Origin of the sequence: uncultured Nostoc sp. (assembly GCF_964245575.1) — a bacterium.
Taxonomy (GTDB): Bacteria; Cyanobacteriota; Cyanobacteriia; order Cyanobacteriales; family Nostocaceae; genus Nostoc.
Genome location: NZ_CAXTNP010000423.1, coordinates 1 through 4,727 on the forward strand (window position 1 = coordinate 1; position 4,727 = coordinate 4,727).

The window sequence follows — 4,727 nt, forward strand, 5'->3', positions numbered from 1 at the left end:
CCCCACTCCCCACTCCAAAGAAAAATGACTATCAACAGAATTTTTGTATTGGCAAAGAATGTGTTTCAGGAAGTGGTACGCGATCGCATCCTATTTATTATTGGTTTTTATGCGCTGATAATCGCCATCGCTTTCCGTGTCCTTCCTGAATTTGCAGCAACGACTGAAGACAAAATATTTTTAGATTTTGGGATGGCGGCGATGAATGCCATCGGGTTAATTGTGACGATATTTATTGGTACGGGACTGGTTAATAAAGAAATTGAAAAACGCACTATTTTGGTGTTAATTGCTAAACCTGTCAGCCGCAGCGAAATTATCCTCGGAAAATACTTGGGTTTATCCGCAGTACTAGCTGTGCTTGTCGCCATAATGACAGCAATTTATCTAGTATTTCTGCAATTTGGTAACATTACTCATTCAACCGCTAGCATTCTAATTGCTGCAATTTTTTTATTATTGCAGTTGTCATTAATCACGGCTGTGGCTATTACCTTCGGTGTTTTCACTGCTTCTTTACTGGCGACTATTTTAACCTTTGCGGTATATTTAATCGGAAATATTACTCAAGATTTAGTACAACTTGGTCGTCTGAGCCACAACCCTGGTATAGAACGTCTAACTCAAGGTTTGTTTCTCATCTTGCCTGATTTATCTCGATTAAATTTGAAAAACGATGCAATCTATGGTCTGCAAGCACTACCTGACACAACTGCACTGATTACAAATGCTGGCTATGGCTTACTTTATAGTGCCATGTTGTTAGCGATCGCTATTTTTATCTTCTCACAACGTGAGTTTTAGTCATTGGGCATTGGACATTAGAGCAAACAGAAAGTTCTTCTCTCCTAACTAATGACTAATGACTAATGACTAATGACTAATAAATCACTATCTGAGGTTGCTCAATTGTGCCATCAGGCATGATAGTATCCCGCAGCTTCGCATAAATCAGGTTTGTCTGCCAAAGGTTTGCCTTATTCAAGTTTGCCTTGGTTAAATTTGCCCATGTCAAATCTGCACCAGTTAAGTTGGCCTCAGTCAAATCAGCTTCTAGTAATTTTGCTCCACATAACTTTGCTTCTGTGAGATTTGCTCTAACTAAATTAGCTTCAATCAGTGATGCTTCAATTAATTTGGCTTCACTTAAGTCTGCTTCTCTCAAATCCACATCACATAAAGAAGCACCCCAAAGATTACTACCGATGAATTTTGCGCGCCATAAGAAAGTTCCGCATAAATTTGCTCGTGTTAAATCAGCATTAATCAAATTAGCTTCGCACAAAGATGCTTCATACAAATTAGCTTCACGTAGGCTAGCTTGCATCAGATTTGCGCCACTTAAATTAGCACGAGTGAGGATACAGCCACACAAATTTGCATCACGCAAATCTGCTCCTATGAAGTTAACACCACTTAAATCAATTCCTTTCAGATCAATTCCACGCAAGTCACATCCACTGAAATCTCGACGCTGAAAATATTTATTTGTGATTTGACTTAATATAAATTCCTGTTGATCAGCATAATTTTTCATGGTATTCACCTCTGGGTGTAATTTATCTCAAAGGTCGAGTATGATAGTTACCGTATATTGAGAGTACACCGCAAATGGAGATCATCTCAGTCAATAATCAGAAAGAAATTCCCAAAAAATCGCTAAGAACTTGAAAATGCGTTTTTTAAGTGGTTTTTAAAACAAAAAATGCTGACATAAGTCAGGAAACATTGATACAGCGTTTTGCAAGTACATGAGGTACAAGCCTCCTCAACTCTCACCCATGCCTTAGCTATCCATTAGTCACATCTTTCTTTACAATCTTGAAACTCTTGGTTGGTAGGCATCTTGAGAAGGAGATTGATAGGTAGATGCCACCATTTAATTAAAATTTAAACTCTAACTTAAACAAACATTAATATTTAATGTAAATAGGACAAATTTTGTAATAAAAATTGCATTATGATTTTTGTCAGTATTGTAGCTTTGCATGATTTACTTTCAGCTTCTAAGTAATAAATATCTTTATGAGTAGCTTAGTCTTATTATTGATTGGGTTAGGGACTTTCTTCTTTGCTTTGAGGACTAAAGAAGAAATTCATCGCATTGCGGCTATGGCAACTGGGACAATTATTATGGTTTGGGGATTTGCTCTGGCTCCTTTGTCATTTCAATTGCTATTTGAGATAATCTCAGTTTTAGCGGCTTTCTCTGTTTGTATGCGATGTTTGGGTTGTGGTTTAAACCAAGATTGATTTTCAACTTGATAACGTATTAGCTTTCTGACTTATTTAGGAGAGAATTTCTGTGTTTACATTAGCCCGTTTTATTGCCAATGCCAGCCTCTTGTTAGATGAGTTGAGCCAAGAAAATAATTATAGCAACCTTGTTGTTCAGGTAATTTCTCAACACTTACAGGACTTAAGCAACTGGCACAGTGCGATCGCCACTTCACTCTAGACAATTAATTTATGCGGATTGTACCTGTACCGTTGCAGGTAGCACAAATTTTCTTTCTTACCTTTCCACTTCCCCAGCACTTTAAGCAGGTATGCTCAATGCTTGCGATTTTGATTTTTACTTTCATTGGGCATAATTTCCTTTTTGTCACTTCAAACCTTTAACTAATTCTCTAAACAGCAGCCTTACTCCTTTGGCTGCAATGCGGTTTCTAACCAACTTCACCGGGCGACCCGCCGCCTTTTCACCATCTAACTGTTCCCCCAAAATTTTACCAATTTCATTTTTGAGGCGTGATCGCTTTGGTTCAATGCGAGTAAACACCCACTGCCACAAAGACTTTCGACATAAATCAGATCCGCCTACAACTTTAGCTTTACGGCTATCGCCGGAAGCTTCAAGCGATGGCGCAGCGCCTAAAGCTTTCTGAAATCTTCTCAATGAAAGGTGACGTTTAGTAGGCTTTTTCGAGTTTCGCCCCTGGCGTATTCTCACCTCTGGTTTACCCGAAGCATCCAAGAACCCCTCAATCGGGTAAATTTGGGAGAGAACGATCGCACTTAGGCGATCGCCAAATCCAAACCGTTTAAAAACTGTGCGGTAATGGTCAAACCGAGAGTCAGCAAGCAGTTCTCGTAACTCTACTTCAATGGCGTGTTCTTCGCGTTGGAGGTTGCAGATCCTTCGCGCATGTTGGCGAACCGTGTCAGTAATGCCCAGTCCCACAGTTTTCTCGTAAAGCCGGTCATAGCGGCTACTTTTCCTCTCAAGAGCAAGCCACCCCCAAAGCAAAGGCACTTCACCTGATTCACCCCGTCGCGACTTTACTAGTGCCACCTCTGGAAATTGCCACGCCAAATCCTGACGAATGCGGTTGATGATCGGGGACTGAACGCGGTTAAGGTGAGCAAGTCTCAACACTAATTCGCGGATTTTAACAATAGCGCGATCGCGAATTTGAACAAATCGCCGCGGGTCTTGGTGATAGTCGAAGTAGTAGCAAGCCAGGGCTAAGGCATCGGCATCATCATCTTTATCTGGAAGTGCCAAGTGATTAGCTCGATAATTCCGCAATTCTTTGTGACCTACCAACCGCACTTCTACCCCGGCCCTGGCTAAATGTGTGCCCCAAAGCTTGCTGTAATTATTACCAGTTGGTTCTAGTAAGGCAATGTCCGCATCTTCGCTGAGTAGACCAAGAATACCTTTTGCATCAGCGCTCAACTTCAAAAACGGACACTCATAGTAGAATTGACGTGGATCTGAGGGCTTTTCAGTAAGCAGGCAAGCCGAAACCGAGGACTTGCTAACATCAAGTCCCAAAATTCTAATCATTCAGTTCCTCCTGGGTGGTTCTGTTTTTGTCCCTGATGCCATGCCTGCGAATCACCCGAAGGCCAGTAGCCTAATTCACTCTCAAGGCAAAACCAGAAGCGGTAACTTCCGGTGACATAGGGAAAGAACAGCACAGTCACAGCAGCCGAGCTTACGAATAGCAGAAAGCTATAAAAGCTTGATTCACAATAAAAGCCCTAAGCTGCTGTGATTTGAGTGCTGTACGTCTGGGTTGGACTCCAGTCCGCGACAATGGGTAGTAATACCCACCGTTTCGGCTACGGGGTCAAGTAGCCCGCGCTGTCGTGGCGCGATCGCAATTACGATTCATCAGGCGGTTTGTCATTATCAGATAACTCTCTAACGATTAAAATGAGACGATTACAAGCTGGATTGAGTAAACTTCTAATAGCTTCGTCCGCCTTGAGAGTTGATGATTCGATGTCATTCATAAGTTTTAAAGCCTCGTCAATTTTGTCTTTTATCTGATGTAATGAATGCCAAGTTTGGTAATAGTCCCAAGCTGGATCAGGTTGGGGAATGTTATCTTTAGTCATTGTTTTAATTAAAAGGACTCAGAAGACATTTTTTGAACTTTTGAGCGGGCGTTTTCTTCGAGTAATTTCAATATCCTCGAAGCTATAAATGAGCGATCGTAATGAGCAATGCCACTAGCAGAAAGTGCTGCTATTAAAAATTTGATTTCTGCTTCAACATGAATATCTATACTCAGGTTTTCAAATATTGCAAGCATACACCTTGCATAAGCTCTCACTTCTTTATGGCTTAACTTTCCTGAGTCATAATTACAAACAATCCGTTCCAGAATAATTTTCAATCCTTCAGTATCACCATCAAAACCAAACATTTAAATTCCTAATTCTTGTAAAAACTTCACAGCATCCGCAATTATTCCTAGTCTTTTAGTTTCATC

General features: G+C 40.7%; 7 protein-coding genes. 3 read left to right on the top strand and 4 right to left on the bottom strand.

All coding sequences use genetic code 11. The features are described from left to right. Positions 1–24 precede the first annotated feature (24 nt). Positions 25–804: an ABC transporter permease gene (locus ACFFAP_RS35975; RefSeq protein ID WP_375515696.1), complete on the top strand. Its 780-nt coding sequence runs from the start codon at positions 25–27 to the stop codon at positions 802–804. Between the two features lie 76 nt (positions 805–880). Here the strand turns inward: ACFFAP_RS35975 and ACFFAP_RS35980 are convergent, their stop codons facing one another. Further along, positions 881–1,537, bottom strand: a complete 657-nt coding sequence (locus tag ACFFAP_RS35980) for a pentapeptide repeat-containing protein (protein WP_375515690.1) — start codon at positions 1,535–1,537, stop codon at positions 881–883. 488 nt (positions 1,538–2,025) lie between these two features. Here ACFFAP_RS35980 and ACFFAP_RS35985 point away from each other — a divergent pair, with 488 nt between their 5' ends. Further along, complete coding sequence (locus tag ACFFAP_RS35985; protein WP_375515691.1) at positions 2,026–2,253, top strand: hypothetical protein; 228 nt, start codon at positions 2,026–2,028, stop codon at positions 2,251–2,253. A 52-nt stretch (positions 2,254–2,305) separates the two neighbouring features. Further along, a complete protein-coding gene (locus ACFFAP_RS35990) occupies positions 2,306–2,458 on the top strand; it encodes a hypothetical protein (RefSeq protein ID WP_375515692.1) in 153 nt (50 codons plus the stop codon). Positions 2,459–2,605: 147 nt separating this feature from the next. Here the strand turns inward: ACFFAP_RS35990 and ACFFAP_RS35995 are convergent, their stop codons facing one another. From ACFFAP_RS35995 to ACFFAP_RS36005, 3 genes are all read right to left on the bottom strand, one after another. Next, positions 2,606–3,793: a transposase gene (locus ACFFAP_RS35995; RefSeq protein ID WP_375515693.1), complete on the bottom strand. Its 1,188-nt coding sequence runs from the start codon at positions 3,791–3,793 to the stop codon at positions 2,606–2,608. Positions 3,794–4,113: 320 nt separating this feature from the next. Then, complete coding sequence (locus ACFFAP_RS36000) at positions 4,114–4,350, bottom strand: hypothetical protein (protein WP_375515694.1); 237 nt, start codon at positions 4,348–4,350, stop codon at positions 4,114–4,116. Positions 4,351–4,358: 8 nt separating this feature from the next. Continuing rightward, on the bottom strand, positions 4,359–4,661 hold the full coding sequence (locus ACFFAP_RS36005) for a hypothetical protein (RefSeq protein ID WP_375515695.1): 303 nt from the start codon (positions 4,659–4,661) through the stop codon (positions 4,359–4,361). Positions 4,662–4,727 lie beyond the last annotated feature (66 nt).